Consider the following 26,732-nt stretch of genomic DNA (forward strand, 5'->3'; position numbering starts at 1 on the left):
AAGCGGTCCGGACGCAAACCGTTTCGGCTAGCGCGCCTTGGCGGTGGCGAGCGCACGTGAAAAGGCGGTGGCGAAGCTTTCGCGGGAATCGGGGTCGAGAAAGCCGCCGATCGGCACGGTTTGTCCCTGCGCCTCGACCGCCATCCGGGTGATCCCGATTTCGGCGTGGCGGGCGACCGAAAAGCGCGCCCAGAACGGGTTGAAGCGGTGCGCTTCCGATTTTCCCGACGGGGCGGTTTTGCGGATATCGAGGCTGGTGCGCGAGATCGACACCTCCTCGCGGGCGCGGGCGGCACGGTAGTTGATGCGGAAGGCAATATAGACGGCGACAACGTCCAGACCGAAGAAGCCGAAAACCGGCCAGGCGCCGCGCGACAGGAAAAAAGCCCCGGTCACCAGCCAGCCGAACAGCAGCGCGCCCATCAGCACGGCGAAGCCGGTCTTGCCCAGAGACCGGTGCGGGGTCAGCAAGGCGCTGAAGAAGGGTTCGTCCGCCTGGAACGAGGCGTTTGTATCGTCCATATCTGGATATTATAGGAAGGAAATGGCAAGCCCCAAGTCCAAAGTACCCGCACAATCCGAAAAGAAGCTACTGCCTGGACGGCGCGACGGCTCGAACGTCAAGCCGCGTCCGAGGCCCGCCCGATCCAGGCCGCTCTACAGTCCGGCGGAGGTGCACGAGATTTTCCGACGCTTTGCCGTCCAGCGGCCGGAGCCCAAGGGCGAACTCGAACATGTCAATGCCTTTACGCTGCTGGTGGCCGTCGTGCTGTCGGCGCAGGCGACCGACGCCGGCGTCAACAAGGCGACGCGGGCGCTGTTCAAGGTCGCCGATACGCCGAGCAAAATGCTCGATCTGGGTGAGGCCAGGGTGGGCGACTATATCAGGACCATCGGTCTGTGGCGCAACAAGGCCAAGAATGTCATCGCGCTGTCGCAGGCGCTGATTCGAGATCATGGCGGCGAGGTGCCGGACAGCCGGGACGAACTGGTCAAGTTGCCGGGGGTCGGACGCAAGACCGCCAATGTCGTGCTCAACATGGCCTTCGGCCAGTACACGATGGCCGTCGACACGCACATCTTCCGCATCGGCAACCGCATAGGACTGGCGCCCGGTAAGACGCCCGAACAGGTCGAGCAGGGGCTGTTGAAGATCATTCCCGACGAATATATGCGCCACGCGCATCACTGGCTGATCCTGCATGGCCGCTACGTCTGCAAGGCGCGCAAGCCGGATTGCCCGGCCTGCGTCATCGCCGACCTCTGCAAGGCGCAGGAAAAGACGACCAGCGTGCCGGCGCCGCTGGTCGAGATCGCACCGCTCGAGGAAGCCAGCGGAATTCAATAAGTTAACTCTCCTCCACAAACACCTCTTCGCGCTTCTTCTTGACCGCGGGCAGGAAGACGATGACGAGCACGGCGAGCGCGATGAGGAGCAGGCCGGCGCTGATCGGTCTCGTCACGAAGGCGCTGGGATCGCCACGCGACAGAATCATGGCCCGGCGGAGATTTTCCTCAAGCAGGGGGCCAAGCACGAAGCCGAGCAGCAGGGGCGCGGGTTCGCAGCGCAGTTTGGTCAGGAGATAGCCGAGGAAGCCGAAAAAGGCGACGGCGTAGAGGTCGTAGACATTGGTGTTGACGCTGTAAACGCCGATCGAGCAGAACGCCATGATGATCGGGAAAAGCACGTAGTACGGGATGGTGAGCAGCTTCACCCAGAGCCCGATCAGCGGCAGGTTCAGGACGATCAACATCAGGTTGCCGATCCACATGGAGGCGATAATGCCCCAGAAAAGCGCCGGCTGTTCGGTCGCGACATTGGGGCCGGGCACGATGCCCTGGATGATCATCGCGCCGATCATCAGCGCCATGACCGGATTGGCTGGAATGCCGAGCGTCAGCATGGGGATGAAGGAGGTCTGCGCGCCGGCATTGTTGGCCGATTCCGGCCCGGCGACGCCTGCGATCGCGCCCTTGCCGAATTCTTGCGGGTTTTTCGATACGCGCTTTTCGACCGTGTAGGAGGCAAAGGCCGCGAGGATCGCGCCGCCTCCGGGCAGGATGCCGAGCGCTGAACCGATGATGGTTCCGCGCACGATGGGCGCCGCCATGCGCCTGAAGTCGTCGCGGGTGGGCATGAGCCCTGAAACCTTTCGGATCATCACCGAGCGCTCATGCTCGTTCTCGAGATTGCGCAGGATCTCGGCGATGCCGAAGACGCCGACCGCCACGGCGACGAAATTCAATCCGTCGGCATATTCGGGGATACCGAGCGTGAAGCGCGGTGTGCCGGTGTAGATATCGGTGCCGACAATGCCGAGCAACAGGCCGAGCACGACCATCGCCAGCGCCTTGACGATCGAACCGTGGGCAAGCGCGACCGACGAGACAAGGCCGACGACCATCAGCGAAAAATATTCGGCCGCGCCGAATTCCAGCGCGATCGAGGTCAGCGGCGGGGCGAAGATGGCGACGAGGAAGGTCGACACCGTGCCGGCGAAGAACGAACCGATCGCCGCAATCGCGAGTGCCGCGCCGGCGCGGCCGTTCCTGGCCATCTGATAGCCGTCGATCGCGGTGACCGCCGAGGACGATTCGCCGGGCATGTTGATGAGAATTGCTGTGGTCGAGCCGCCATATTGCGCGCCGTAATAGATGCCGGCGAGCATGATGAGGGAGGAAACCGGGTCGCCGATCTGGAAGGTGATGGGCAATAGCATGGCGATGGTCGCGGTGGCGCCAATCCCGGGCAGGACGCCGATCAGCGTGCCAAGAAGGACGCCGATCAGGCAGAAGCCAAGGTTCGTCAGCGATGAAGCGGTCGAAAAGCCGAGCGCCAGATTGTCGAGGAGCTCCATGCTCATCTCCTCACAATGGCAGCTACGGAGCCAGCCATGGGCCGAAGCGCTGGAATGGAAGGCCGAGCGCGTAGCTGAAGACGAGGAATGCAAATAGCGTCAGGCCGGCCGACAGCACGAACGCGGTCAGCGGTTTCATGCGGCCGCTGGCAAACGATGCGATCAACGCCGTCAGGAAGATTGACGGAATGAAGCCGAGGCCGCGCACCGTAAGGCCGAAGAAGATCGGAGCGGGAAGGATGAACAGCGAGCCGCGCCACGCAATGTAGCCGATCGGATCGCCCTCGAATCGCATCGCCTGGACGAGGATGACGAGGCCAAGCAGGATCAGTACGATCGCCAGCACCAGCGGGAAATAGCCCGGCCCCATGCGGAAGGCGGTGCCTATTTCGAGGCCGAGCGACTGCAACGCGAAAAATGTGCCGAAAACGATGAACAGCGCAGCGCATATGCCGTTCGTCCTGTCGATTGCGAAAGCCTTCATGACGTTCCTCCCAGGCTGCGGGCGTGCGACGATGTCGAAGCGAAAGCGGGGCCGAAGCGAAAACGGGGCGCCGGCGGCGCCCCGTTCAAAACTCAGTCGGCGTACTGGCCGGCAGCTTCGATAATCGGCTTCCAGCGCATGATTTCGCTTTCCAGCTTGGCCTTCAGCGCGGCCGGCGTCGCGTCGGCCTCGGGCGACGGCCTGGTGCCGAGCTCGGCGAAGCGGGCGGCGACGTTCTCGTCCTTCAGCGCGACCTGCAGGGATTTCGACAGCCGTTCGGTGATCGCCGCCGGAGTGCCCTTGGGGGCATAAAGGCCGTGCCAGATGCTGACCTGCACGTCGGGAAGGCCGGCTTCCGTCGTCGTCGGGACATCGGGCAGCACATCGAGGCGCTCCGGCGAGGTGACGGCGTAGGCCTTGATCGTACCGCCCTGGATCTGCTTGGTGGTGTTGGTCGTCTGGTCGCACATGATGTCGACCTGGCCGCCGAGGAGGTCGGTCATGGCCGGGCCGGTGCCCTTGTAGGGGACGGTGACCAGGGGCGTCTTGATAGCGCTCATGAACAGCATGCCGCAGAGATGCGAGGCAGCACCTATGCCGGCATTGGCTACGGTGACGCTATCCTTGTTGGCCTTGGCATACTCGACCAGTCCCTTCAAATCGGTCGGCTCGAGGTCCTTGCGGCCAACGATGGTCATTGGCACCTCGGTGACGAGGCCGACATATTCGAAGGCGTTCAGCGTGTCATAGGCGAGCTTTCGGTAGAGTGTGGCACTGGTGGCCATGCCGATGTGATGGAGAAGCAGGGTGTAGCCATCCGGCTCGGCCTTGGCGACGCGGCCCGCGCCCAGCGTGCCACCGGCGCCGCCGACATTCTCGACGATGACCTGCTGGCCGAGATCCTTCGACATGGCTTCCGCGACGAGACGTGTGACCGTGTCGGTCGGGCCGCCGGCCGCAAACGGCACCACGACGGTGATGGTGCGTTCGGGATAGGTTTGCGCGCCTGCGGCGACTGGATAAAGCGTGACGGCCACGGCGGCAGCCAGAGCGGCGACAAATCTTCTCATCGTGATTTCCTCCCAGAGCTTAAATCTTCAACCGCTGCGCAGAGTTCTCCTCGACACCGGCTGCACGGGTACAACTAGGGCAGGCTAACAGATTGCAATCGTACTCAAATGGCAAAGTGCTGATATCCGCAACCGTTCTGGCTGGCTGCCCATGAGGCGCGGCCGGACCATCGGAGGAACGACCGTTCCGGCTGGATCGGGCCACCCAAACGAGCGCGCATTCTGTCTGGAAGATGATCCGCCCCGGCCTGGCCCTTGTTCGCGGCGGGTGATTTGCTAGGTGCTTTGCAGGTTTAAGCGAGGGCGACCCATGAACCATCACACAAGCGGCGTTCCGGTTATCGAAACGGCGCGCGCCGTCCTGCGAGCGCACCGGCTGGAGGATTTCGACGCCTATGTCGCCATGTGGGCCGATCCGGTCGTCACCCGCTTCATCGGCGGCAAGCCGCGCACCCGGGAAGAGAGCTGGATGCGCTTCCTGCGTCACGCCGGCCTCTGGTCGCTGCTCGGCTATGGTTTCTGGGCGATCGAGGAGAAGGCGACGGGCCGTTTCATCGGCGAGGCCGGGTTTCACGATCTCAAGCGCGACATGGAGCCGTCGATAGAGGGCATTCCGGAGGCCGGGTGGGCGCTCGCTCCGGCCGCTCACGGCGCCGGCCTCGCCACCGAGATCGTAAGCCGCGTGCATGACTGGGGCGACGAGACGTTCGGACGTGCGAAAACCGTCTGCATCATCGACCCCGAAAACACCGCTTCATTGAATGTGGCGAGGAAGTGCGGTCACCGGGAACTGGCCAGGACCGTCTATCACGATGCTCCGATGATCCTGCTGGAGCGGCTGGTCTGAGCACTCGGCAAGTGTCTAAATCAGCGGTCGTTCCGCAAGGGCGTCGAAATGATCCGAGAACGCCGTCTGCTCCTGATCACCGCGCCGGGACTGGCCATATCTGTTTGCACCGCGGCTTCGCGGGCCGCTTCATCGAGCATCGAGGCATCCTCGCCGAAGGCGCGGGTGGCGCGGGCCGCCGCCTCGAGCAGCGGCCGTCGCATGCGCCGCAGGAAGGCCGCGTCGACGCGTGTGCTCGGGCCGGCCAGGGTCAAGGCGCCAATCAGCACGCGTCCGGGCCCGAACACCGGCGCCGACACGCCTCCCGTCTGGGGGTCGCGATCGCCGATGGCGAGGCAGTTGCATGTCTTGCGGATGGTTTCGTAGGGTTCGCCCGGCTGTCCGGAAAACGCCGCCAGCACACGCCCGCCGGAGCCCACAAGCAGCGGCAGGACGTCACCCTCGCGGATCGTGTAGCGGATAGGATGCTTGGACTCGACGCGATAGAGGCAGGTGCGCACGTCCCCCGAGCGGACATAGAACGCAACGCTTTCCCAGCTTAGCTCGCAGAGATCGCGCATGATCGGCAGCAGGATGTCGACCGCCACGACCGAACGCTGATAGAGCGCGCCGAGCCGGAAGCTGGCTGGTCCGATGCGGTAACGACCGTCGTCCAGGCGCTCGAGCAATTGTCCGCGCAAAAGCGAATTGGCCAGCCGCAGAATGGTGCTCTTGTAGAGGCCGGTTCGGGCCGCGATCTCGGAAAGGCTGAGCGAGCGGTCCGCCGTGGTGAATGCATCGAGGATGGCAATGGCCCGGTCAAGCGCGGCAACACCATCGGCTGACGTGCTCCGGATTTCGATGCCAGCTGGTTTGCCTGCCGAATTCATTGGTCCCCAGTCGAACAAAGGTCGAGTCGAACAAAGGTCGAGCGGCGCGATTGTGTCGCGCAGCCCGAGCATTCTGTCCAGCAGAATATCGTTCCTGTTGACGGAACGCGGTAAAGTCTGCTTGAACTCAAGCGCGGGTCTGGTTTCAGGCGCGTTTTTGGCGGGCACCGGAGGAGGTGTCGTGATTTGGAGGAATCCCATGCTGAACAGACGCAGATTTTTGATGAGCACCGCTGCCGCGGGGGCCGCCGGGCTGGTGGCGTCGCGTCTTTCTCCCGCCCTTGCCCAAGGCACGCCGCAGATACAGATTTTCGTGCCGGCGGCGCCCGGAGGCGGCTGGGACCAGACCGCGCGCACGATGGACCAGGTGATGCGCAGCGAGAAGCTGATCTCCGGCTCGCAGATCACCAATGTCGGCGGCGCCGGCGGCACGGTGGGGCTGCCGCAATTCATCAGTCAATGGAACGGCAAGGGCAATTCGCTGATGGTTGGCGGCATGGTCATGGTCGGCGCCATCATCGCCAACAAGGCTGCCAACAATTTGACGCAGGTCACGCCGATCGCCCGGCTCACCGGCGAGTTCGAAGCGCTGGTGGTGCCGGCGGCCTCGCCGTTCAAGACGGCCGCCGATTTCGTCGCCGCGCTTAAAGAGGATCCGACGAAGGTTCCCGTTGCCGGCGGTTCGGCCGGCGGCTCCGACCACATCCTGTTCGGCCTGATCGCCAAGACGGCGGGCGTGCCGGCGACAAACCTGTCCTACGTGCCGTTCGCGGGCGGCGGCGAGGCCCTGTCGGCGCTGCTCGGCAACCAGGTGGCGGCGGGCATTTCCGGCTTCGGCGAGTTCTCCGAACAGGTCAAGGCAGGGGCGCTCAGGCTGCTCGCCATTTCCGCCGACAAGCGGCAGGAGGGCATCGATGCGCCAACGCTGAAGGAAGCCGGCATCGACGTCGAACTGTTCAACTGGCGCGGCGTTTTCGCACCCCCCGGCGTCTCCGATACCGACAAGGCGGCGATGATCACGCTGGTCGAGACCATGGCCAAGAGCGATGCCTGGGCCAAGGAATGCAAGAACCGCAACTGGACGCCCATCCTGCTCACCGGCGACGATTATGCGAAGTTCCTCGCCGAGGATACGGCCCGCATCGAAGCCATCCTCAAGGATCTCGGGCTCGCCTGATTTGCCTGAAGGGGGCGGGCCATGGTCCGCCCTTTTTCCTCCCGCCGATCGCATGGACATGCGATCCACCGGGGATGAAGGTAGGATGAATGCTGGCTATGGAATGCCGGCTGTCTTGGGAGGACATTCATGAGCACCAGCGACCAGCAGGCTGCGTCCTCGCGCCTTGCCGTGCCCGAACTGCTGATCGGCATCGGGCTTCTGGCCTGTGCCGGGGCGGTTGCCTGGCAGACGCTGGCGATCCCGGTGTCGCCGCTCTACTCCAAGGTCGGCCCGACCGTCTTTCCCTATCTCACCATGTTCGGCCTGGTGGTTCTTTCGCTCCTGCTCATCGTCGCCGCACTGCGCGGCGGCTGGCAGCCGGAAGAGGAAAGGGAGACGCCGACCGACTGGAAGGCGATGGGCTTCGTCGTCATCGGTCTTATCGCCAACCTACTCCTGATCCAGCCGCTCGGCTTCACCGCGGCATCCGTCATCATGTTCGTTCTGGTCTGCTACGGCTTCGGCAGCCGGCATACGCTGCGCGATGCGCTCACTGGCCTCGTGCTGGCGCTGGCCGCCTATTTCGGCTTCGCCAAGGCGCTCGGCGTCAATATCGGCGCCGGTTTCATCGAGAACCAGCTGAATACGGTGATCGATGCGTTCACCAGCACGCTGGGAGGCTGACGCCATGGAAACGCTAGGCCATCTGGCACACGGTTTCGCCGTCGCCTTCACCCCGGTCAATCTTCTGTGGTGCCTGCTCGGCACCACGCTTGGCACCGCAATCGGCGTGCTGCCCGGCCTCGGACCGGCACTGACCATCGCGCTGCTTCTGCCGATCACCTACCAGGTTGCGCCGGAGGCTTCGTTCATCCTGTTTGCCGGCATCTATTACGGCGCCATGTATGGCGGCTCGACGACGTCGATCCTGCTCAACACGCCAGGCGAAAGCGCCACCATCGTCACCGCGCTGGAAGGCAACAAGATGGCCCGGTCCGGGCGCGGCGGCGCTGCACTTGCCACCTCGGCGATCGGCTCCTTCGTCGCCGGCACGCTCGGCACGCTGGGCGTCGCCTTCCTGGCGCCTATCGTGGTCAGGTTCGCGCTGGCCTTCGGCCCGGCCGAGTATTTCTCGCTGATGGTGCTTGCTTTCATCACGGTTTCGGCGGTGCTCGGCTCGTCCTCGGTGCGCGGCTTGACCAGCCTGTTCGCCGGCTTTGTTATCGGCATGATCGGGGTCGACCTGCAGACCGGCCAGCCGCGCTTCACCTTCGGCATGACCGAACTGCTCGACGGCGTCGACGTCATCATCGCCGCCGTCGGCCTGTTCGCCGTCGGCGAGACGCTCTACATGGCCTCGCGTCGCTATGCCGGCAAGGACGAGATCGTGCCGCTGAAGGGCTCGCTCTACATGACGGCGGCCGAATGGGGGCGCTCGTGGAAGCCCTGGTTGCGCGGCGCCGCGATAGGCTTCCCGATCGGCGCCATGCCGGCCGGCGGCGCCGAGATCCCGACCTTCCTGTCCTATGCCATCGAAAAGAAGCTTTCGAAGCACAAGCAGGAATTCGGCACGGTTGGCGCCATCGAGGGCGTAGCCGGTCCGGAGGCCGCCAACAATGCCTCGGCCGCCGGTGTGCTGGTGCCGATGCTGACGCTCGGCCTGCCGACCTCGGCGACGGCGGCGATCATGCTTTCGGCCTTCCAGAGCTACGGCATCAATCCAGGCCCGCTGCTTCTGACGACACAAGGCAATCTGGTCTGGGGACTGATCGCCAGCCTGTTCATCGCCAACGTCATTCTCGTCATCCTCAACCTGCCGCTGATCGGGCTTTGGGTGCGGCTGCTGAAGATCCCGGCGCCGCAGCTCTATGCCGGCATCCTGGTTTTCGCCACCGTCGGCACCTACGGCATCTCGCAGTCGCCGATCGACCTCGCCATCCTCTATCTCCTGGGTGCGGCCGGCTTCCTGATGCGGCGCTTCGATTTCCCGACCGCGCCCGTCATCATCGGCATGATCCTGGGACCGCTGGCCGAAACCCAGTTCCGCCGTGCCATGACGATCTCGAACGGCGACTGGTCGGTGTTCTACAAGCACCCGCTGTCGCTGACCCTGCTGACGCTGGCCTTCATCGGCCTGGTCGGGCCGCATATCTGGGCCTACATCGAACGCCGCCGATTGCGCGGGCCGGAGCATGTGCCGGGCGATGCCTGATCGATTTGAAGTGAGATGACAGACCTGCTTTCCGGTATTCGCGTGCTCGACCTGACCAACGTCCTGGCCGGGCCCTATTGCGCCTACCAGTTGGCGCTGCTCGGCGCCGACGTGATCAAGGTCGAGGCGCCGCAAGGCGGCGACCTGGCGCGCCAGCTCGGCGGTTCGCCGGAACTCAACCAGGCCGGCATGGGCGCTTCGTTCCTGGCGCAGAATGCCGGCAAACGCTCCGTCGTGCTCGATCTCAAGAAGGAAGCCGAGCGCGAACGCTTCCTGGACCTGGTAGCCAGCGCCGATGCGCTGGTGGAAAACTTCCGCCCCGGCGTCATGGACCGGCTTGGCCTCGGTTACGAGGCGCTGAAGGCGGTCCGCCCCAGCCTTGTCTACTGCGCGATATCAGGCTTCGGTCAGACCGGGCCGATGCGCGACAATCCGGCCTATGACCAGATCATCCAGGGCCTTTCGGGCATTATGAGCATCACCGGCACGTCGGAAACAGCACCCTTGCGGGTCGGCTATCCCGTTGCCGACACGCTGGGCGGACTGGTCGGGGCCTTCGCCATCGTCTCGGCGCTGGTGAGGCAGAAGACGAGCGGCGAGGGTGCCTTCCTCGACGTGTCGATGCTTGAATGTACGCTGTCGGCGCTTGGCTGGCCGGTTTCCAACTATCTGACGGCCGGGGTCGATCCCAAGCCGATGGGCAATGAGAACATGACGGCGGCACCGTCGGGCGCCTTCCGCACCGGCGACGGCCTGCTCAACATCGCCGCCAACAAGCAGGAGCAGTTCGTGACGCTTTGCCGGCTTATCGAACGGCCGGAGCTGGCGTCGGATCCGCGCTTTGCCGAGCGCGAGACGCGCAAGAGGAACCGTGCGGCGCTGAAGATCGAGATCGAGGAAGCGCTGGCGAATGGCCCGGCGGCTGCGTGGGAAGAAAAACTGAACCGCGCCGGGGTGCCGGCGGGCAGGGTGCTGACGATCCCGCAGGTGCTGGCCGAACCGCAGGTGCTCGAGCGCCAGATGACCAGGGATTTCGACGGCGTGGCTGACATGGAGAGGCCGCTGACGGTTCTGCGCGGCGGCTTCACGGTCGATGGTGCCGCGCCCTTGCCGACGCTACCGCCGCCGGCTCTGGGCGAGCATATGGACGAGGTGTTCGCCGGCCTGTCGCCGCGAGCCAAGGCGAAGGCACTGACATGAGCGGGACGGACGAGAAAACCGGCCGCGAGCGCGGCGAGGAGTGGTGGCAGACTGGCATTATCGAAATGCGGCCGGGCGTCATCCGGCTGCGCGGCTATGAAATCCAGGACCTGATCGGCCGCGTCAGCTTTCCGGCTGTCATCTGGCTGATGCTGCGCGGCGAATTGCCCAGCGAGGAAGAGGCCGCGCTGCTCGGCATCGCGCTGGCCGCCGCAGTCGACCACGGGCCGCAGGCGCCGTCGATCGCCATCGCCCGCATGGCGGCGACCTGCGGTATCGGCATCAACAGCGCCATGGCTTCGGCCATCAACGTGCTTGGCGACGTGCATGGCGGCGCCGGCGAGCAGGCGCTTGCCTTCTATGGCGACATTGCCGCGGCGCTCGATGGCGGCACGACGCTGAAAGAGGCTGTCTCGGGGCGGCTTGACCGGTTCTTTGCCGGGGAAAAGGGCTACGTGCCGGGGCTGGGCCATCGCTTCCATCCGGTCGACCCGCGCGCGCCGCGCCTTATGGAACTGACTCGGGAGTTTGCCGCGCGTGGCGTGATCAATGGCCGCTTCGCCGACATCGCCGAGGCGATCGAGGCGGAGGTCGCGCGACGCAAGGGCAAAAAGATACCGCTCAACATCGATGGCGCGACCGCCGTCATTTACGGCGAGCTCGGCTTTCCGCCACCGCTGACGCGAGGGCTTTTCGTGCTGTCGCGCTCGGTCGGCATTCTGGCGCATGCCTGGGAACAATCGCAGCAAGCCGAGCGGAACAAGGGTCCGCTGCCACGCGAATGGCTATGGGCCTATACCGGTACGCCGGTGCGATCGCTCCCCGAAGAGGACGGCGCCGGGGCGTGAGGCCCTTACGCGGGGTCGATTTATGCGGGCTGGGGAAGCTTCAAGGTCCTTACCAGCGTCGAAAGTTCGGGTTCGTCGATGAGCATGGCCGCATCCGCCGGCGCCAGCCAGGCCCGTTGCCGCCGTTTGGCTTCCTGCCAGTCGGCAAGCTCTTGCGTTACTTCCAACAGATAGACGATGACATCGACGCGGACGAAACGGTTGGCCAACCGCTTCCAATAGGAATAGGTGCCCGCCGGCTGCTTCAGGGTCTTGCCGAGTACGCCCGCTTCTTCCTGCGCTTCGATGGTGGCCGCCTTGCGTCCGCTCTTGCCTTTCATCGGCCAGCCCTTGGGTACGATGAAGCGCCTGGTGGTGCGCGAGGTGACCAGCATCACCTCGATGTGGCCGCGCTGGTCCAGCCGAAAAGGGATAGCCGCGACCTGGCGGATCGTCTCGCCCTTCTTGGCCTTGCGCACGGCCTTTTTCTTGGTGGCTGCCATTCGTAAAATCCAGTCGGTGCAGTGCCCATACCGTGACGCGGTGTCGTTGCAAAACCCAAACTGCCGCAGGGGCACCGGAACGCCCCTACCATGTAAGTCGGCTAAATAAAAGGGAAGCCCGCCTCAGCGGCAGGTGCTTACGGCGGTGTTGCCGATTATCTGCGTCTGGCAGTTCGGCCTGACCCGCGGCACAATGGGCGGCGGCTGTTGCACGATCACCCGGTCCTGAGCCCGATTCTGTTGCTGCTGTTGCTGAAACTGCTGCCGCTGGACACGGTTTTGCAAGGCCTGCAGATCGTTCTGCTGGATCAGCGCGTTGTTGTCGACGGAGGGAATGAGCACCTGCGCGGAAGCAGGCAGGCAAATGCCCGCCAGCGTCGCGGCTGCCAATGCCGCCGTCATGAAAACCGTCGATGGCCGAAGCGCCAACATCTGCTCATTCCCGCACAACAAAATTTCACCCTACATATAGTGCGTTTGTCCCCTCGTGCCACGCCAGAGTGCCGATTAACAGGAAATCGCGTGATCGCGCCCCCTTCGCGGCGGAGGAGAATCTGCCCCGCCGCCCGCATCGCACTTGACGGAGGCGATCGATTCGCCGCTCTATCGGGTTGACGCCGGCCTCGAATTCCATGGCGTCAACGGCGTCGGCATGTCCGTCGGATGTAACGGCGCCTTCGGGGAAACGGTCAAACAGAACGCCGACAGTGCGTCCCTCAAGGTCAGCTTCCAGCTGGCTCAGGATGGAGCCAGGCAAAAGGGGTCCTTATGAGGAAGCATGCGTATCTGATGGCGTTGCTGGGGGCTGCCTGCATCGCCGGTCTGCCGGCCGCGGCGGCACAGACAAAAGGCGCGGCAGCGGCGCCCGCCGCCAATGCCGTCAATCCGCCGCAGTTGCCCGGCGGTGCATCGGCCCTGTCCGAAACCCATGGCGACTGGACGGTCAACTGCCAGGTATCGGGCGCGGCCAAGGCATGCAGCCTGTCGCACCAGCAGTTCAATAAGCAAAGCAACCAGCGTCTGCTGGCGATAGAGCTGTCGAGCAAGACGGGCGAAGACGCGACCGGCACGCTCGCTCTGCCGTTCGGCCTGGCGCTCGCCAAGGGCGTCAGCCTGACGATCGACGACCAGAAGCTGGACGGCAGCTTGCAGTTCAACACCTGCCAGCCCGTCGGCTGTCTGGTGCCGGTGGCGTTCGATGCCAACGCAATCCCCATGCTCAAGGGGGGCACCACCTTGAAGATCGATGCCTTCGCGGCGGATACGGGGCAAGCGGTCAGCTTCTCCATTCCGCTCAACGGCTTCGGCAGTGCGCTCGCACGAACTGCGGAGCTTCTTGCCGACTAGCGGTTCAGCGTTCCACAGAATCGCGCTAAGCCTTTGTCTTAGGAATTCCGACGGTCCAGCTCGTCACGCTACGGTCGTTTTTAGCCGTTCTGCGATCAGGGTGGCGAGCCGGGCCGCCACTTCGTCCTTGCTCATCTCGGGCCATTCCTCGGCGCCGGTCTTCGAGACGATGCGAACCCGGTTGCGGTCGCCGCCCATCACACCGGATGGACCGATGCCGCTTTCGCGCGAGACGTCGTTGGCGACAATGAAATCGGCGCCCTTCTTCCTCAGCTTGGCTTCGGCGTTGCGCAAGAGGTCCTGCGTCTCGGCGGCGAAGCCGACCACCAGCGCCGGCCGCTGCCTGTGATGCCCGACGCCCGCAAGGATGTCGGGGTTTTCGACCATGCGCAGCACCGGCGGGCCTTCGCCCGGCGCCTTCTTGATCTTCTCGCCGGCTGAGTTTTCGGTGCGCCAATCGGCGACGGCGGCGACGAACACCGCCGCATCGGCGGGCAGAAGCTGTTCCACGGCATCGCGCATCTCCTGCGCCCGCTCGACATGGATGGTTTTCACACCAGCCGGATCGGCGATGCTGACGGGCCCGGAGACCAGCCTCACGTCGGCGCCAAGCCTCGCCAGTGCCGCCGCTATGGCATGGCCCTGCTTGCCGGACGAGCGGTTGGCGATGTAACGCACCGGGTCGATCGGCTCGTGTGTCGGGCCCGATGTGACGATGATCTTCTTGCCGGCCAGCGGCTTCGGGCCGGTATCGAGCAGCGCTTCGATGGCGGCGACGATCTCCAGCGGCTCGGCCATGCGGCCTTCGCCGGCTTCGTTGCTCTCGGCCATCTCGCCTTTGGCGGGGCCAACGAAGGTGATGCCATCCTTGTGCAGCGCCGCACGGTTGCGCCGCGTCGCCGGATGCGCCCACATTCTGGGGTTCATGGCCGGCGCCATGAGCACCGGCTTGTCGGTGGCCAGGAGCACCGTGGAGGCAAGATCATTGGCATGGCCGTTGGCAAGCTTTGCCATCAGGTCGGCGGTGGCGGGCGCCACCACCAGCAGATCGGCCTCGCGCGACAACCTGATGTGGCCGACATCGTGCTCGTCGTTGCGATCGAACAGATCGGTGAAGACATGGTCTGCCGAGAGCGCTCCCGCCGACAGCGTGGTGACGAATTCCCGCGCAGCCGACGTCATGACCACGCGCACCGCCGCACCCCTTTCACGCAGACGGCGGATCAGGTCGAGTGCCTTGTAGGCGGCGATGCCGCCGCCGATGATGAGCAGGACGCGTCTGTTGGAGAGGCTCATGCGGCTTCCCAAGGATTGACTATCTTGACGCCGCAATCGGCAAAGTCGGCAACGTTTCGAGTTACGACCGCAAAGCCCCGCGACCTAGCGACCGAAGCGATCTGAGCGTCAAATTCGCGGATAGGACGTCCCAGAAACCGTCTCCTTGAAACAATCTCCGCATATGCTTCTGCCTCGCGGTCACCGAACGCGAGCACTGGGGTCTTGAGCCATGTGGTGAAAAAGGCCCCGATGACACTGCCCAGTGCAGCTTTGCGTTTTCCATCTGGCATGTACGCAAGCCCCAGGAGCAGCTCTGCTTTGGTCATCGCAGTGATATGTGAGCGGATCGCGGACGGGCTATCCATCCAGGCAGCCACTCCCGCATCAGGCAATGGCTTGAAAGTTTCCGAAACAACATTCGTATCCAGCACGAACATGTCAGTCGAATTTCGGTGGCTCGCGCGCTGGGCCGCGCTCCGGCAAGTCGATATCGAAACCACCATGCGGCTCAACCAGCCTACGAATAGCAGCATAAAGGGACTCTCCCCGAGCGCCTTGATCCGAGTCGTCCGAAAGGACACTCCTGGCGAGAGCGCTACGCGCTTCCTCTTCCATTGAGACCCCCTTCACGGCAGCCCGCTCACGCAATTTCTGCTTCACGCCGGCGTCGAGATTGCGGATGGTAATGGTGCTCATATTTTGCTCCTACCCTCCATATAGTCCCGAAGCGATCTGCATGCAATGACAGCAGTGCTGTCATTGCATGCAGATCGCTCAGAGCAGCTTCCAGGCGATGTAGACCAACGTCAGCGCGATCACCCACAGCGCCAGGCGGCCGGAGCGGGTATAGCGTGCCTCGGCCTTGCCGATGGCGCGGGCCGTCGCCTCGTCGAAGCGCAGACCATGCTCGGCCATCAGGTCGATCTCGCGCGACAGCCGCTCGGTTCGCGCTGCCAACTCGGGGGCTTGGCGGATCAGCGTCAGCATCGCCTTGCCGCCGTCGCGGGCGTCGGCCAGCAGGCCGCTTGGCCCGAGATTTCCTGATATCCAGCCGCTGACCACAGGTTCGGCGGTTTTCCACATGTTGAAGGCCGGATCGAGCGTGCGCGCCACGCCCTCGACCACCACCATGGTTTTCTGCAGGAGGATCAGTTCGGGCCGCGTCGCCATATCGAAGAGTTCGGTCACCTCGAACAGCAGCGTCAGAAGCTTGGCCATGGAAATGGTCTCGGCCGGCTGGCCATGGATCGGCTCGCCGATGGCACGGATCGCCTGGGCGAAGGCCGCGACATTGTGCTGGCGCGGCACGTAGCCGGCCTCGAAATGAACCTCGGCGACGCGCAGATAGTCGCGCGTGATGAAGCCGTAGAGGATTTCGGCGAGGAACCGGCGCTCCTTCTTGCCCAGCCTGCCGGCAATGCCGAGATCGACGGCGACGATCGTGCCATCAGCCTCGACGAACAGGTTGCCCGGATGCATGTCGGCGTGGAAGAAGCCGTCGCGCAGCGTATGGCGCAAGAACGACTGGATCAGGTTGGCCGCGATTGCCCTCAGATCGTGTCCCGCGGCGGCGAGTCCGGCGATGTCGTTCATCTTGATGCCGTCGACCCATTCCATGGTCAGCACGTCGCGGCCGGTGCGCTCCCAGTCGACGGAAGGGACGCGAAAGCCCGGATCCTCCCTGGTGCCTTGACCAAGTTCCGAAAGCGCAGCCGCCTCGAGGCGAAGGTCCATCTCGATCTTGGTGGTCTGCGCCAGCGTCTCGGTCACCTCCACAGGCCGCAGCCGGCGTGAGGAGGGGATGTATTTCTCCTGCAGGCGGGCGGCGAGGAAGTAGCTTTCGAGATCCTGGAAGAAGCGGCGGCGCACGCCCGGCCGGATCACCTTGACCGCCACCTTCCTGGCGACGCCGCCATCGATCGTTTCAGCGGCATGGACCTGGGCGATGGAGGCCGCGGCGACCGGGTCGCCGAACTGCGTGTAGAGGTCGCCGAGCTTGCGCCCGAGCGAGCCCTCGATGGCCGCCACCGCCTCGGCCGTCGGGAAGGTGTGCATCTTGTCCTGCAGCATGGCGAGATCGAGCGCCATGTCGTTGCCGACGACATCGGGTCGTGTCGCCAGAAACTGGCCAAGCTTGACATAGGAGGGCCCAAGCCGGACCACCGCCTTGGCCAGCCGGTCGCTGCGCTCATAGGCGAGTGCGCGGCGGCGGGTAAACAGCCGCGCCAGCCGCCAGCCCAATTTCGGCAGGCCGGACAGTTCCTCGCCAGGCAAAGCGGCGACGACGCCCTCGCGCACAAGCACCCAGCCGGCCCGCATGAGCCGAAATCCAGCGCTGACGGTGCTCATGCCCGGGCCTGCCTCAAAGCTTCCAGCCCGAATGAAGCGCGGCGATGCCGCCGGAATAGTTGCGGAACGAGACCCGATCGAAGCCCGCGCGGGTTATCATGGAAGCAAAATTCGCCTGGTTGGGGAATTTCGCGATCGACTCGACGAGATAGGAATAAGGCTCGCCGTCGCCGGTGACGGCCTTGCCGATCTTCGGAATGGCCTTGAACGACCAGGCCTCGTAGACCTTGTCGAGCAACGGCATCTCGACCTCGGAAAATTCCAGACACAGGAACCGCCCGCCGGGCTTCAGCACGCGGAATGCTTCGCTGAGCGCGACGTCGATCCTGGGCACGTTGCGGATGCCGAAAGCGATGGTGTAGGCGTCGAAGGTGGCGTCCGCGAAGGGCAGTTCCTCGGCATTGGCTTCGACGAAGTCGGTGTTGCCGGACATACCTTTCTTTTGCGCCCTGTCGCGACCGACGGCGAGCATCGAGCCATTGATGTCGAGCACGGTGGCATGAGCATGCCCATGGCTGGCATCGACGATGCGAAAGGCAATGTCGCCGGTGCCGCCGGCGACATCGAGCACGCGCCAGTCCGGCCGCTTCGGCGGATTGAGCCAAGTTACCATGGCATCCTTCCACAGCCGGTGCAGGCCGCCCGACATCAGGTCGTTCATCAGATCGTAGCGGTTGGCCACCTTGTGGAAAACATCGTTGACCAGGGGCTGCTTGTCGCCTGCCCCTACGCGCTTGAAACCATAGGAGGTTTCCATGCCGCCGGCGGCCGTGGTTCTCTCAACTGACATTTTTTTGATCCGTCATAAAACCGGCGGGACCATAGCCGATCGATGGTGCGGGCGCTATTGTTTAAGGCGCGGTGTTCAGCCGCGCTTCCAGGTGGCGGGTTTCGAGACCTGGACTGACCGACGGGATGTTTGAATGCCTTTGAAAGCGGAACTGCACTGCCACATCGAAGGGGCAGCGGCACCGGAACTCGTCATCCGCCAGGCGCAGAAATACGGCAAGGACACCTCGCCCTATATCCAGAACGGCTCTTTCGTCTGGCACGATTTCACCTCCTTTCTCGCCGCCTATGATTTCGCCTCCGACTTGTTCCGGACCGAGGAAGACTATGCGCGGCTGGCTGACCATTATCTGACCAGCCTGGCTCGTGACGGCGCTATCTACTCAGAGGTCTTCACCTCGCCGGATCATGCCACGAAGGCGGGCCTGTCCCCCAAGGCCTATACTGACGCGCTCGGCGAAGGCATGGCCCGCGCCAAGGCCAAGACCGGCATCGAGGGCCGCATGATCGTCACCGGCGTGCGCCATGCCGGGGTCGAGTCCATCGAGCGGGCAGCGCGCTTCGCCGCGCGCTGCGGACATCCGCTGGTAACCGGCTTCGGCGTCGCCGGCGACGAGAGGGTCGGCGAGATGGAGGACTATGTCAGGGCATTCGAAATAGCCCGCGAAGCCGGGCTCGGCATTACCGTCCATGCAGGCGAACTGACGGGGTGGGAGACGGTCCAGGCGGCGCTCGATCACATCCGCCCGTCGCGCATCGGCCATGGCGTGCGCGCAATCGAGAACCCCGATCTTGTCCGGCGCATCGCCGAGGAGGGGGTGGTGCTGGAATGCTGTCCCGGCTCCAACATTGCGCTGAAACTGTTCGACAGTTTCGCCGCTCACCCATTCCCCGCCCTGCTCGCGGCCGGCTGCAAGGTGACGCTCAACTCGGATGACCCGCCCTATTTCTGGACCTCGCTGAAACGCGAATACGACATCGCGGCGGAATATTTCTCGATGAACGAGAAGGCGCTGGCCGCCGTCACCCGAACGGCCATCGAGGCCGCTTTCGTCGACAGGAAGACCAAGGCGACGCTGCTCAGCCGGCTGGATGCGAAGGCCAGGTGAATGAAGGCTGGGTGAACAGTGACTGGCCAGCAGTGGGCAGTTGGGCCGAGCGCGCATCGGGACTCGCAAATCGGCTCACTATTCACTACTCACTATTGGCTACTCACCACGAACCACGTCGGAGCACATCATGAAGGGCGTCACCGTCGTCGACCACCCGCTTGTCCAGCACAAGCTGAGCATCATGCGCAAGAAGGAGACCTCGACGGCCGGGTTCCGGCGGCTGCTGCGCGAGATATCGCTGCTGCTCGGCTATGAGGTGACGCGCAATCTCGAACTCACGACGACGACCATCGAAACGCCGATCGAAACGATGGAGGCGCCGACGCTGGAAGGCAAGAAGCTGGTGTTCGCCTCCGTGCTGCGCGCCGGCAATGGGTTGCTCGAAGGCCTGCTGGACCTGGTGCCGGCGGCCCGCGTCGCCCATATCGGCCTCTATCGCGACCATGAGACGCTGGAAGCGGTCGAATATTTCTTCAAGGCGCCGAGCGACCTCGCCGACCGGCTGGTCATCGTCGTCGATCCGATGCTGGCCACCGCCAATTCCGCGATCGCGGCGATCGACAAGTTGAAGGGGCGCGGCGCCACCAACATCCGCTTTCTGTGCCTGCTGGCGGCGCCCGAAGGCATCGAGCGCTTCACCAAGGCACATCCCGACGTTCCCGTCTTCACGGCTTCCATCGATCGCCAGCTCAACGAGAAGGGATACATCATGCCCGGCCTCGGCGACGCCGGCGACCGCATGTACGGGACAAAGTGATTTACCGAAAGTTTACGCAACGGCGCGGTTTCGAGCGGCGTTAAAACGGCAAACACCATCCCGCGTTAAGGATTGGCCTTCACGACAGCGCCGCGCGTCCTGTCGGACGCCGCAGCACTTTGATTTGCGCGTGATCCTTTCCGAAAATCGATCCCGATTTTCGGGGTCATGCGCCGGGGCCGATCCATGCTGCGCAAGCTACTTATTCTCAGCGTCTTTGCCGGTACATCGGCATCCATCCCGATTGTCTATCAGTCGAATCCGCAGATGTTCGAAAGCCTGCTGAAAAAGACGATGACAGCCAAGCCGGCGGGCGACGCCCGTCCGGAGGTCGCCCTGGCAGCGGCTCCCGACAAGCCGGTGGCGCCGTTGCCGATGGGCCGCAAGGTTGTCGTCACGGCCGACGCGCGAGGGCATTTCTCGTCGGCCTTCAAACTCAACGGACGCCAGATCGACGGCATGATCGATACCGGAGCGACACTGGTCGCCGTCAACACCTCGACGGCGCGCAGGATCGGATTGTCGCTGAACCCGTCGGATTTCAGTCATGAGGTCAATACGGCCAACGGCACGATCAACGCGGCGGTGGTGATGATCGACCGCCTGCAGATCGGCAGCATCACCGTCAACGACGTGCAGGCCATCGTGCTCGACGACAAGGCGCTGCGCACCAATTTGATCGGCATGAGCTTTCTCAATCGGCTGGGCAAGTATCAGGCCGAAAACGGCACGCTGCTTCTTGTCCAATGAGCGGGCACGGCCGGTCGGAGCTGTACGTACTTTTCCTGGAATTGCTTTAGCCACGCGGCAGGATGCGCCGGATGACCGATTTGTCGGCAGGCGGCTTGGAAGCGCCGATCGCATAGGCCGAAAGCACCGTTGCCGCCGCGGCTTCGGCGTCGGACACCGAGCGGGCATGGACCAGCGCCAGCGGCTCGCCAGCTCGAACCTCGGCGCCGACCGGCAACAGCCTGGTGATGCCGACCGCCGGATCGACCTTGTCGTCGGGCCGGGTGCGGCCGCCGCCCAGCCCGACCACGGCAAGGCCGATATCGCGCGTGGCAATGCCGGTGACGAAGCCGTCCGCGGTCGCTCTCACCGCGTGTTCCGTTGGCGCAACGGGCAAATATCGTTCCGGCTTGTCGATGAAATCGGCAGGTCCGCCGAGCACCGTCACCATGCGCGCGAAGGTGGCGGCTGCGCGGCCGCTGGCAAGCGTTTCGGTGGCGCGCCGCATGCCGTCCTGGTTGGACGGCACCAGTCCCGCCGCCTGCAGCATTTCGGCGGCGAGCGCCAGCGTCACATCCTCCAGGCGCCGGTCGCGAAGGCGGCCGGTCAGGAAATCGACGGCGTTGCGCACCTCGACCGCATTGCCGGCGGCTGAGGCCAGCGGCTCGTTCATGCCGGTGATCAGCGCCGAAACCTTCAGTCCGGCGCCGCTTGCGACTTCGACCAGGCTGTTGGCGAGCGCCGTCGCGTCGCGCGACTTCTCCATGAAGGCGCCATTGCCGACCTTGACGTCGAGCACCAGCGAGCCCAGGCCCGCCGCCAGTTTCTTCGACAGGATGGAGGCGGTGATCAGCGGCACCGACTCCACGGTTCCGGTCACGTCACGGATGGCATAGAGCCGGCGGTCCGCGGGCGCCAGATCGGCGGTCTGGCCGATGATGGCGCAGCCGGTTTCCAGCACCGCCTTGCGAAACAGCGCGATGTCGGGCTGGCTGGCGTAGCCGGGGATGGAATCCATCTTGTCCAGCGTGCCGCCGGTATGGCCGAGGCCACGGCCCGATATCATCGGCACATAGGCGCCGCAGGCAGCGACGATCGGCGCCAGCATCAGCGAGACGTTGTCGCCGACGCCGCCCGTCGAATGTTTGTCGGTGACCGGGCCGGGCAGGTCCGACCAGTCGAGCACGTCGCCGGAATCGCGCATGGCCAGTGTCAGCGCCACGGCCTCGTCGCGGCTCATGCCGTTGAAGAACACCGCCATGGCGAAAGCCGCGACCTGGCCATCGGTGACGGCGCCATCGGTTACGCCGGCGATGAAGTCGGCGATTTCGCGCGCCGGCAGCCTGTGGCCGTCACGCTTGTGGCGGATGATTTCCTGCGGAAGCATCAGTCCAACAGCCCGTCGCGGAACACACGCTTCAGGATCGTCGCCAGCCGCGCGCCGCCGACCGGAGCCATATCCTTGGTCTCCTGGTGCGAAAGCTCGGCTCCGGTCATGCCGGCGGCAAGGTTGGTGATGATCGAGCAGGCGGCGACGCGCAGGCCAAGGAAACGGGCAAGGATGACTTCCGGCACGGTCGACATGCCGACGGCGTTGGCGCCCATGATGCGCGCCATGCGGATCTCGGCCGGCGTTTCGAAGCACGGACCGGAGAACCACATGTAGACGCCCTTGTGCAGCGCCGTGCCGGTCGCCTTCGCCGCCTGTTCGATCGCCTTGCGGATGCCCGCATCATAGGCTTCGGTCAGTCCGACGAAACGGCGGTCGCTCGGCTCGCCGATCAGCGGGTTGGTGCCGGAGAAATTGATGTGGTCCGATATCAGCATGACCGAACCCGGCCCCATCTCCGGATCGACCGAGCCGGCGGCATTGGTGAGGATCAGCTTGGTGATGCCAGTGCCGGCAAGCACCTCCAGCACAGGCCGCATGGCCGCCGCGTTGCCGTGCTCGTAATAGTGGGCGCGGCCCGACAGCATCAGCACCGGTGTGTCGGCAAACAGCCCGGCCACCACCTCTCCGGCATGGCCGGAAACGCCGCTTCTGGGAAAGCCGGGCAGATCGGCATAGGAAACACGGATCGGGTTCTCGACCTGGCTGACCAGCCCTCCCAGGCCAGAACCCAGCACCAGCGCCGTGGTCGGCGCCAGGCCGTCCAGCCGTTCGATCAGATGGTCGAGCGCTTCCTTCATTTCAGCATGTCGCCGCGAAAGCCGTAAGGCAGCATATCGCCCATGGTCACGGTTTCGGCGACGCCCGCATTGTCGCAGAGGTAAAGTTTCGTTTCCGGACGGCAGAATTCGGCCAGCCGCTGCCGGCAGCCGCCGCAAGGCGAGCATTTGGCCATGCGCTCGGCAATGACGGCGATTTCCACGATCTTGCCGCCGCCGCCCATGATGTAATGGCCGAGCGCCGTCGTCTCGGCGCACCAGCCTTCCGGATAGGAGGCTACCTCGATGTTGGCGCCTGTGAAGACGCGCCCGTCCTCGGTGCGAAGTGCCGCACCGACCGGAAATTTCGAATAGGGGGCATAGGCCTTGGCCATGGCTGCCTTCGCCGCTTCGAACAATTCATGCGACATTTCAGTGTTCTCTCCGATGATCTTGTTCAAAAGCCGGCGCTTCTTTTGCGCCGGGCCGCGCCCTCGATGCTCAGCGTTCCTTGACATAAGGCACGCCGCCGGCGCGCGGCGGGATCGCCTTGCCGATGAAACCGGCGAGCAGGATGACGGTGAGAATATAGGGCAGGGCCTGCATGAACTGCACCGGCACCTTGCCGATGAGCGGCAGCGGCGAGCCTTGCAGGCGGATCGACAGGGCGTCGAGGAAGCCGAACAGCAGGCAGGCGAACATGGCGTTGACCGGCTTCCACTTGGCAAAGATCAATGCGGCCAGCGCGATGTAGCCCTTGCCGGCCGTCATGTCCTTCACGAAGCCGCCATTCTGCACCATCGACAGATAGGCGCCGGCGACGCCGGTCAGGATGCCGGTGCAGATCAGTGCCCTGTAGCGCAGCCAGGCGACCGAGATGCCGGCGGTGTCCACCGCGGCCGGGTTTTCGCCGACCGCGCGCAGCCTGAGGCCGAAGCGCGTGCGAAACAGCACCCACCAGGTGAACGGCACCATCGCGAAGGCGAGATAGACCAATATCGAGTGGCCCGACAGCAGTTCCGAATAGATCGGCCCGAGAAACGGCACGTCGCGGAGCGTCTCGGCGCCGGGCCATGTGATCGCCTCGAACCGCTCGGCTGGTTCCAGAGCCGGCGTGCGCCCGCCTTGCTGGAACCAGGCCTGGCCGAGGATGATGGTCGAGCCGGCGGCGATGAAGTTGATCGCCACGCCGGAAACGATCTGGTTGCCGCGATGGGTGATCGAGGCAAAGCCGTGGATCATGGCGAACGCGACCGAGATCAGGATCGCCATGCCCAGTCCGAGAAAGGCCGAATGGAAAACCGACGCGGCCGCCGCACCGGCGAAGGCGCCGACCAGCATCTTGCCTTCGAGGCCGATGTCGAAGATGCCGGCGCGTTCCGAATAGAGGCCGGCCAGGCAGGCTAGCAGCAGCGGCACCGAGAGGCGGATGGTGGAGTCCAACGTCTGGACGATGGCGTTGAAGGTGTCCATTCAGGCGCCTTTTCCCTTGACCGCTTCCATGCCGACCGACCTCGGGCTGAGCGAGGCGAACAGCGCCTGGATGTAAGGCCTGAACATGTGTTCGAGAGCACCGGCGAACAGGATGACCAACCCTTGAATGATCACGATCATGTCACGACTGATCGCAGGCATCTCGAAGGCGAGTTCGGCGCCGCCCTGGTAGAGCATGCCGAACAGGATGGCCGCCAGCACGATGCCGACAGGGTGCAGGCGACCCATCAGCGCCACGGCGATGCCGACGAAACCGGCGCCGCTGACGAAGTCGATCGCGACATTATGCTGGTCGCCCATCACCGGATTGAGCGCCATCATGCCGGCGAGCGCGCCCGAGATCATCATGGCGGTGATGATGATGCGGGTTTCCGAAATGCCGGCATAGCGCGCCGCCTTCGGGCTGTGGCCGTAGGTGCGCATCTCATAGCCGAGCTTGGTGCGCCAGATCAGCAGCCAGACCAGGAAGGCCATGAGCAGCGCGAGCAGGAAGGAGATGTTGAGCGGTGCCGAGCGGATCTTGGCGCCGAACAGCTCGATGATCCAGTTGAGCTTCGGCAATTCCGCGCCCGCCAGGAAGTTGCGCGTCTGCGGCGCCTGCGAGGCTGCCGGTTTCAACGGGCCGACCAGCAGGTAGACCATGATCGAGGCGGCAATGAAGTTGAACATGATGGTGGTGATGACGATGTGCGAGCCGCGCCTGGCCTGCAGATAGGCCGGGATCAGCGCCCACAATGCGCCCACGGCCGCCGAAGCCACGATGGCCAGCGGAAATGTCAGCCACCATGGCAGCACGCTGTCGAAGGAAAGACAGACGATGGCGATGCCGAGGCCGGCGATGTAGGCCTGCCCCTCGGTGCCGATGTTGAACAGGCCGCAATGCGCTGCCACCGCCACCGAAAGCCCGGTGAAGATGAAGGTGGTGGCATAGAAGAGGGTGAAGGCGATGCCTGTTCCCTTGCCGAAGGCGCCCTCGACCAGGATGACGGCGGCACGGAACGGGTTCTCGCCGACCAGAAGCACGACGAAGCCGGCGACGATGAAGGCCACCGACAGATTGATCAGCGGGATCAGCCCATAGTCGGCCCAGGCCGGCAATTTGGCATAGGGCGTGCTCATTGCGCCGCCTCCTGGCGCTCAACACCCGCCATCAGCAGGCCGAGCTCGCCCTCGCTCGCCTCCGGCCCGCGCTCGCCGACGATGCGGCCGGCAAACATCACCAGGATGCGGTCGGAGAGCGAGCGGATCTCATCGAGCTCGACCGACACGACCAGCACGGCCTTGCCTTGGTCGCGCATGGCGATCAGGCGCTTGTGGATGAATTCGATGGCGCCGACATCGACGCCGCGCGTCGGCTGGCCGACGATGAGAACGCCGGGGTCCTGTTCGATTTCCCGCGCGAGCACGATCTTCTGCTGGTTGCCGCCGGAGAAGTTGGCGGTCTTCAGCCGAGGATTGCCGGGGCGGATATCGTATTTCTCGATCTTGTCCTTGGCATCGGCCATGATGGCATCGATATTCAGGAACGGCCCTTTCAGATACCGGGGATCGTCATGGTAGCCGAGGATGGAATTCTCGTTCTCCTCGAAGGCCAGCACCAGCCCGACATGATGGCGATCCTCAGGCACATGGGCCAGGCCGCGGTCGCGCAGTTCGCCGGGATCGGCTTTGCCGGTGAGATCGATGGGTTTGCCCTCGAGCATCACCGAACCGGAAACGGCGTGCCTGATGCCGGAGATCGCCTCGAGCAGTTCGGACTGGCCGTTGCCGGCGACACCGGCGATGCCGACGATCTCGCCGGCGCGCAGGTCGAAGGAGATGTCGTCGACCATGGTGACGCCGCGGGAATCCTTGACCGTCAGGTTCTTGACCGCGAGTTTTACCGCGCCGGCTTCCGCTTCGCCCTTCTCCACCCGCAAGAGCACGCGGCGCCCGACCATCAGCTCGGCCAGTTCCGCGACGGTGGTCTTCTTCGTTTCCCTGGTTGCCACCATCGTGCCCTGGCGCATCACCGAAACCGTGTCGGTGATGGCCATGATCTCGCGCAATTTGTGGGTGATCAGCACCACCGTCTTTCCCTGCTCCTTCAATTGCTTGAGGATGCGGAAGAGGTGGTCGGCCTCGGCCGGCGTCAGCACACCCGTCGGCTCGTCGAGGATCAGGATCTCGGCGCCGCGATAGAGCGCCTTCAGGATTTCGACGCGCTGCTGCAGGCCGACCGGCAATTCCTCGATGATAGCGTCGGGATCGACTTCGAGGCCGTATTCGCGCTCCAGCCGCTCCAGTTCGGAACGCGCCTTGGTGATGCTTTTCTTCAGCAAGGCGTCGCTTTCGGCGCCGAGGATGACGTTCTCCAGGACCGAGAAATTGTCGACCAGCATGAAATGCTGGTGCACCATACCGATGCCGAGCGCGATTGCGTCGTTGGGCGTGCTTATCGATGCCGGCTTGCCGCCGACGCGGATCTCGCCGCTGTCGGCCTGGTAGAAGCCATACAGAATCGACATCAGCGTCGACTTACCGGCGCCGTTCTCGCCGACGATGCCGTGGATGGTGCCGCGCGCGATTTCCAGGTTGATGTCGCGGTTGGCGCGCACGGCGCCAAAACTCTTGTTGATGCCGATCAGTTCGATTGCAGCCAGTTCGATCGCGGCATGCGCCATGCAGCCTGTCCCACTCTTATTTTTTTATCGCTTGGTC

30 protein-coding genes are annotated in these 26,732 nt (G+C 64.3%); 12 read left to right on the forward strand and 18 right to left on the reverse strand.

All coding sequences use genetic code 11. The annotated features are described in order from the left end of the window. Window positions 1-27 precede the first annotated feature (27 nt). Window positions 28-522 carry a DUF2244 domain-containing protein gene (locus tag FJ964_RS05845; protein ID WP_140549515.1) on the reverse strand — a complete coding sequence of 165 codons (495 nt, stop codon included), beginning with the start codon at window positions 520-522 and terminating at the stop codon, window positions 28-30. Between the two features lie 22 nt (window positions 523-544). Between FJ964_RS05845 and nth the strand changes: the two genes are divergently transcribed. Beyond that, window positions 545-1,348, forward strand: coding sequence for an endonuclease III (nth, locus tag FJ964_RS05850; protein WP_140549516.1), 804 nt, complete (start codon window positions 545-547; stop codon window positions 1,346-1,348). 1 nt (window position 1,349) lies between these two features. Here the strand turns inward: nth and FJ964_RS05855 are convergent, their stop codons facing one another. The 3 genes from FJ964_RS05855 to FJ964_RS05865 form a co-directional block, all read right to left on the reverse strand. Next, window positions 1,350-2,858 (reverse strand): tripartite tricarboxylate transporter permease, encoded by a 1,509-nt coding sequence (locus tag FJ964_RS05855; RefSeq protein WP_140549517.1) that lies wholly within the window; start codon window positions 2,856-2,858, stop codon window positions 1,350-1,352. Window positions 2,859-2,880: 22 nt separating this feature from the next. Beyond that, window positions 2,881-3,342: a tripartite tricarboxylate transporter TctB family protein gene (locus FJ964_RS05860; protein ID WP_140549518.1), complete on the reverse strand. Its 462-nt coding sequence runs from the start codon at window positions 3,340-3,342 to the stop codon at window positions 2,881-2,883. A gap of 92 nt (window positions 3,343-3,434) precedes the next feature. Next, window positions 3,435-4,412, reverse strand: coding sequence for a tripartite tricarboxylate transporter substrate-binding protein (locus FJ964_RS05865; protein WP_140549519.1), 978 nt, complete (start codon window positions 4,410-4,412; stop codon window positions 3,435-3,437). A 310-nt stretch (window positions 4,413-4,722) separates the two neighbouring features. Between FJ964_RS05865 and FJ964_RS05870 the strand changes: the two genes are divergently transcribed. Beyond that, on the forward strand, window positions 4,723-5,259 hold the full coding sequence (locus tag FJ964_RS05870; RefSeq protein ID WP_140549520.1) for a GNAT family N-acetyltransferase: 537 nt from the start codon (window positions 4,723-4,725) through the stop codon (window positions 5,257-5,259). A 20-nt stretch (window positions 5,260-5,279) separates the two neighbouring features. On the opposite strand, the gene FJ964_RS05875 is transcribed toward FJ964_RS05870, so the two are convergent. Further along, window positions 5,280-6,128, reverse strand: coding sequence for an IclR family transcriptional regulator (locus FJ964_RS05875; RefSeq protein ID WP_224624040.1), 849 nt, complete (start codon window positions 6,126-6,128; stop codon window positions 5,280-5,282). 199 nt (window positions 6,129-6,327) lie between these two features. Here FJ964_RS05875 and FJ964_RS05880 point away from each other — a divergent pair, with 199 nt between their 5' ends. The 5 genes from FJ964_RS05880 to FJ964_RS05900 all read left to right on the forward strand — a co-directional run bounded on the left by FJ964_RS05880 (window position 6,328) and on the right by FJ964_RS05900 (window position 11,547). Next, window positions 6,328-7,305, forward strand: a complete 978-nt coding sequence (locus tag FJ964_RS05880; RefSeq protein WP_140549521.1) for a tripartite tricarboxylate transporter substrate-binding protein — start codon at window positions 6,328-6,330, stop codon at window positions 7,303-7,305. 129 nt (window positions 7,306-7,434) lie between these two features. Beyond that, complete coding sequence (locus FJ964_RS05885; protein WP_140549522.1) at window positions 7,435-7,971, forward strand: tripartite tricarboxylate transporter TctB family protein; 537 nt, start codon at window positions 7,435-7,437, stop codon at window positions 7,969-7,971. 4 nt (window positions 7,972-7,975) lie between these two features. Further along, complete coding sequence (locus FJ964_RS05890) at window positions 7,976-9,499, forward strand: tripartite tricarboxylate transporter permease (protein ID WP_140549523.1); 1,524 nt, start codon at window positions 7,976-7,978, stop codon at window positions 9,497-9,499. Between the two features lie 15 nt (window positions 9,500-9,514). Beyond that, window positions 9,515-10,699, forward strand: a complete 1,185-nt coding sequence (locus FJ964_RS05895) for a CoA transferase (RefSeq protein WP_140549524.1) — start codon at window positions 9,515-9,517, stop codon at window positions 10,697-10,699. Continuing rightward, window positions 10,696-11,547 carry a citryl-CoA lyase gene (locus tag FJ964_RS05900; RefSeq protein ID WP_140549525.1) on the forward strand — a complete coding sequence of 284 codons (852 nt, stop codon included), beginning with the start codon at window positions 10,696-10,698 and terminating at the stop codon, window positions 11,545-11,547. The genes FJ964_RS05895 and FJ964_RS05900 overlap by 4 nt, the downstream gene beginning before the upstream one ends. Window positions 11,548-11,567: 20 nt before the next feature. On the opposite strand, the gene FJ964_RS05905 is transcribed toward FJ964_RS05900, so the two are convergent. Both FJ964_RS05905 and FJ964_RS05910 read right to left on the reverse strand, forming a co-directional pair. Next, on the reverse strand, window positions 11,568-12,029 hold the full coding sequence (locus tag FJ964_RS05905; RefSeq protein WP_140549526.1) for an NUDIX hydrolase: 462 nt from the start codon (window positions 12,027-12,029) through the stop codon (window positions 11,568-11,570). Window positions 12,030-12,152: 123 nt separating this feature from the next. Continuing rightward, on the reverse strand, window positions 12,153-12,461 hold the full coding sequence (locus FJ964_RS05910; RefSeq protein ID WP_140549527.1) for a hypothetical protein: 309 nt from the start codon (window positions 12,459-12,461) through the stop codon (window positions 12,153-12,155). A gap of 145 nt (window positions 12,462-12,606) precedes the next feature. Here FJ964_RS05910 and FJ964_RS05915 point away from each other — a divergent pair, with 145 nt between their 5' ends. Together FJ964_RS05915 and FJ964_RS05920 are read left to right on the forward strand one after the other, a co-directional pair. After that, on the forward strand, window positions 12,607-12,801 hold the full coding sequence (locus tag FJ964_RS05915; RefSeq protein ID WP_140549528.1) for a hypothetical protein: 195 nt from the start codon (window positions 12,607-12,609) through the stop codon (window positions 12,799-12,801). Continuing rightward, window positions 12,798-13,376 (forward strand): invasion associated locus B family protein, encoded by a 579-nt coding sequence (locus FJ964_RS05920; RefSeq protein WP_140549529.1) that lies wholly within the window; start codon window positions 12,798-12,800, stop codon window positions 13,374-13,376. The genes FJ964_RS05915 and FJ964_RS05920 overlap by 4 nt, the downstream gene beginning before the upstream one ends. Window positions 13,377-13,439: 63 nt before the next feature. Here the strand turns inward: FJ964_RS05920 and coaBC are convergent, their stop codons facing one another. The 5 genes from coaBC to ubiE all read right to left on the reverse strand — a co-directional run bounded on the left by coaBC (window position 13,440) and on the right by ubiE (window position 17,793). After that, complete coding sequence (coaBC, locus tag FJ964_RS05925; RefSeq protein ID WP_140549530.1) at window positions 13,440-14,672, reverse strand: bifunctional phosphopantothenoylcysteine decarboxylase/phosphopantothenate--cysteine ligase CoaBC; 1,233 nt, start codon at window positions 14,670-14,672, stop codon at window positions 13,440-13,442. Then, window positions 14,669-15,091, reverse strand: coding sequence for a type II toxin-antitoxin system VapC family toxin (locus FJ964_RS05930; protein ID WP_140549531.1), 423 nt, complete (start codon window positions 15,089-15,091; stop codon window positions 14,669-14,671). Before FJ964_RS05930 ends, coaBC begins: the two co-directional genes overlap by 4 nt. Before the next feature lies 1 nt (window position 15,092). Further along, window positions 15,093-15,350 (reverse strand): plasmid stabilization protein, encoded by a 258-nt coding sequence (locus FJ964_RS05935; RefSeq protein WP_140549532.1) that lies wholly within the window; start codon window positions 15,348-15,350, stop codon window positions 15,093-15,095. 78 nt (window positions 15,351-15,428) lie between these two features. After that, the gene (gene ubiB, locus FJ964_RS05940; protein WP_140549533.1) at window positions 15,429-17,003 is read right to left on the reverse strand and encodes a 2-polyprenylphenol 6-hydroxylase; all 1,575 of its coding nucleotides are present in this window, start codon (window positions 17,001-17,003) and stop codon (window positions 15,429-15,431) included. A 13-nt stretch (window positions 17,004-17,016) separates the two neighbouring features. Next, on the reverse strand, window positions 17,017-17,793 hold the full coding sequence (ubiE, locus tag FJ964_RS05945; protein WP_140549534.1) for a bifunctional demethylmenaquinone methyltransferase/2-methoxy-6-polyprenyl-1,4-benzoquinol methylase UbiE: 777 nt from the start codon (window positions 17,791-17,793) through the stop codon (window positions 17,017-17,019). A gap of 133 nt (window positions 17,794-17,926) precedes the next feature. On the opposite strand from ubiE, the gene FJ964_RS05950 reads away from it, so the two are divergent. The 3 genes from FJ964_RS05950 (at window position 17,927) to FJ964_RS05960 (ending at window position 20,411) form a co-directional block, all read left to right on the forward strand. Further along, entirely contained in the window at window positions 17,927-18,901 is a 975-nt protein-coding gene (locus FJ964_RS05950; RefSeq protein WP_140549535.1) for an adenosine deaminase, read from the forward strand. Window positions 18,902-19,031: 130 nt separating this feature from the next. After that, a complete protein-coding gene (gene upp / locus FJ964_RS05955) occupies window positions 19,032-19,661 on the forward strand; it encodes a uracil phosphoribosyltransferase (protein WP_140496366.1) in 630 nt (209 codons plus the stop codon). Between the two features lie 186 nt (window positions 19,662-19,847). Next, window positions 19,848-20,411, forward strand: a complete 564-nt coding sequence (locus FJ964_RS05960) for a TIGR02281 family clan AA aspartic protease (protein ID WP_140549536.1) — start codon at window positions 19,848-19,850, stop codon at window positions 20,409-20,411. A gap of 46 nt (window positions 20,412-20,457) precedes the next feature. Here FJ964_RS05960 and deoA read toward each other — a convergent pair whose 3' ends face one another. From deoA to FJ964_RS05990, 6 genes are all read right to left on the reverse strand, one after another. Continuing rightward, entirely contained in the window at window positions 20,458-21,777 is a 1,320-nt protein-coding gene (gene deoA, locus FJ964_RS05965) for a thymidine phosphorylase (RefSeq protein ID WP_140549537.1), read from the reverse strand. Beyond that, window positions 21,777-22,580 carry a purine-nucleoside phosphorylase gene (locus FJ964_RS05970; RefSeq protein WP_140549538.1) on the reverse strand — a complete coding sequence of 268 codons (804 nt, stop codon included), beginning with the start codon at window positions 22,578-22,580 and terminating at the stop codon, window positions 21,777-21,779. The genes deoA and FJ964_RS05970 overlap by 1 nt, the downstream gene beginning before the upstream one ends. Beyond that, window positions 22,577-22,969 carry a cytidine deaminase gene (gene cdd / locus FJ964_RS05975; protein WP_140549988.1) on the reverse strand — a complete coding sequence of 131 codons (393 nt, stop codon included), beginning with the start codon at window positions 22,967-22,969 and terminating at the stop codon, window positions 22,577-22,579. The genes FJ964_RS05970 and cdd overlap by 4 nt, the downstream gene beginning before the upstream one ends. 70 nt (window positions 22,970-23,039) lie before the next feature. Then, a complete protein-coding gene (locus tag FJ964_RS05980; RefSeq protein ID WP_140549539.1) occupies window positions 23,040-24,011 on the reverse strand; it encodes an ABC transporter permease in 972 nt (323 codons plus the stop codon). Then, the gene (locus FJ964_RS05985) at window positions 24,012-25,151 is read right to left on the reverse strand and encodes an ABC transporter permease (RefSeq protein ID WP_140549540.1); all 1,140 of its coding nucleotides are present in this window, start codon (window positions 25,149-25,151) and stop codon (window positions 24,012-24,014) included. Beyond that, a complete protein-coding gene (locus FJ964_RS05990; protein ID WP_140549989.1) occupies window positions 25,148-26,680 on the reverse strand; it encodes an ABC transporter ATP-binding protein in 1,533 nt (510 codons plus the stop codon). The genes FJ964_RS05985 and FJ964_RS05990 overlap by 4 nt, the downstream gene beginning before the upstream one ends. Between the last annotated feature and the right edge of the window lie 52 nt (window positions 26,681-26,732).

This window comes from Mesorhizobium sp. B2-3-2, from assembly GCF_006442295.1.
GTDB lineage: Bacteria > Pseudomonadota > Alphaproteobacteria > Rhizobiales > Rhizobiaceae > Mesorhizobium.